The following is a 1,678-nucleotide window of genomic DNA, read 5'->3' on the forward strand; positions in this document are numbered from 1 at the left end:
AGGGTGGGAGACCTCATCTTGGAACAGGCTTCCCGCTTAGATGCCTTCAGCGGTTATCCCTCCCGAACGTAGCCAACCAGCCATGCCCCTGGCGGGACAACTGGCACACCAGAGGTCCGTCCGTCCCGGTCCTCTCGTACTAGGGACAGCCTTCCTCAAGTCTCCAACGCGCGCGGCGGATAGGGACCGAACTGTCTCACGACGTTCTAAACCCAGCTCGCGTGCCGCTTTAATGGGCGAACAGCCCAACCCTTGGGACCTACTCCAGCCCCAGGATGCGACGAGCCGACATCGAGGTGCCAAACCATGCCGTCGATATGGACTCTTGGGCAAGATCAGCCTGTTATCCCCGGGGTACCTTTTATCCGTTGAGCGACACCCCTTCCACCAGGAGGTGCCGGATCACTAGTCCCGACTTTCGTCCCTGCTCGACCCGTCAGTCTCACAGTCAAGCCCCCTTGTGCACTTACACTCGCCACCTGATTGCCAACCAGGCTGAGGGAACCTTTGGGCGCCTCCGTTACTCTTTGGGAGGCAACCGCCCCAGTTAAACTACCCACCAGGCACTGTCCCTGAACCGGATCACGGTCCGAGGTTAGACACCCAATCCGAACAGAGTGGTATTTCAACAACGACTCCACCACCACTAGCGTGACAGCTTCACAGTCTCCCACCTATCCTACACAATCCGAACCGAGCACCAATACCAAGCTATAGTAAAGGTCCCGGGGTCTTTCCGTCCTGCCGCGCGTAACGAGCATCTTTACTCGTAGTGCAATTTCGCCGAGTCTGTGGTTGAGACAGCGCCCAAGTCGTTACGCCATTCGTGCAGGTCGGAACTTACCCGACAAGGAATTTCGCTACCTTAGGATGGTTATAGTTACCACCGCCGTTTACTGGCGCTTAAATTCTCCGCTTCGCCTTACGACTAACGGGTCCTCTTAACGTTCCAGCACCGGGCAGGCGTCAGTCCGTATACATCGTCTTACGACTTCGCACGGACCTGTGTTTTTAGTAAACAGTCGCTTGGGCCTGGTCTCTGCGACCGGCCACCCCTAGCCCGCAAGGGGCTTCAAGGCAACCGGTCCCCCTTCTCCCGAAGTTACGGGGGCATTTTGCCGAGTTCCTTAACCACAGTTCGCTCGATCGCCTCGGTATTCTCTACCTGACCACCTGTGTCGGTTTAGGGTACGGGCCGTGCAAGAACTCGCTAGAGGCTTTTCTCGGCAGCACGGGATCACTCTACTTCGCCTCAATCGGCTACGCGTCACCTCTCACCCTTCACGGCACCCGGATTTACCTAGATGCCAGGCTACAGGCTTACACCAGTACAACCACTCACTGGCGGAGCTACCCTCCTGCGTCACCCCATCGCTTGGCTACTACCAGATCAGGCCCCAGCCCAACCCCACACACCACCCGAAAGCAGCGCACAGAGCCGAGGTGGTTAGTATCACTGGACTCACCATTGTCGCGCCAGCACGGGCACGGGAATATCAACCCGTTATCCATCGACTACGCCTGTCGGCCTCGCCTTAGGTCCCGGCTCACCCTGGGCGGAATAACCTGGCCCAGGAACCCTTGGTCAATCGGCGGCAGAGTTTCTCACTCTGCTTTCGCTACTCATGCCTGCATTCTCACTCCCACCCCCTCCACAGCTCCCTCACAGGGCTGCTTC

General features: G+C 58.1%; 1 rRNA gene. It reads right to left on the reverse strand.

From position 1 onward, the window contains the following. Positions 1 to 1,678: ribosomal RNA gene (locus N912_RS0148235) — 23S ribosomal RNA — on the reverse strand; the annotation flags it as partial.

It is taken from the genome of Actinospineispora acaciae DSM 45401, from assembly GCF_000620785.1.
Classification (GTDB): Bacteria; Actinomycetota; Actinomycetes; order Mycobacteriales; family Pseudonocardiaceae; genus Pseudonocardia; species Pseudonocardia acaciae.